Here is a 225-nt window from a genome sequence, read left to right as displayed (position 1 = left end):
CGGCGCCGGGACTTGCCCGTGCAGTGCCTCGTAATCCTTCTTCATGGCCTTGTAGAGACCGAACATGAACAGGATCAGCACCGCCGAGAACGGCAGGCCGGCCAGCACCACGACGGTCTGCATGGCGGTGAAGTTGCCGGCGAACAGCAGGCCGATGGTCACCAGGGTGATCACCACCGACCAGAGGATGCGCAGCCAATGCGGGGCGTCTTCGTCGAGGTCGCC

General features: G+C 64.4%; 1 protein-coding gene. It reads right to left on the bottom strand.

Translation table 11 applies throughout. The features are described 5' to 3' along the window. Positions 1–225: BCCT family transporter (locus tag ACCC94_RS30565; protein ID WP_413353279.1), on the bottom strand; the 225-nt coding region annotated here is incomplete at both ends.

The sequence above is a fragment of the Pseudomonas sp. Pseusp97 genome, from assembly GCF_047304025.1.
In the GTDB taxonomy this organism is placed as follows: Bacteria; Pseudomonadota; Gammaproteobacteria; order Pseudomonadales; family Pseudomonadaceae; genus Pseudomonas.
Note: the sequence above shows the minus strand (reverse complement) of the source record. Positions and strands in the feature narration are given on the sequence as shown.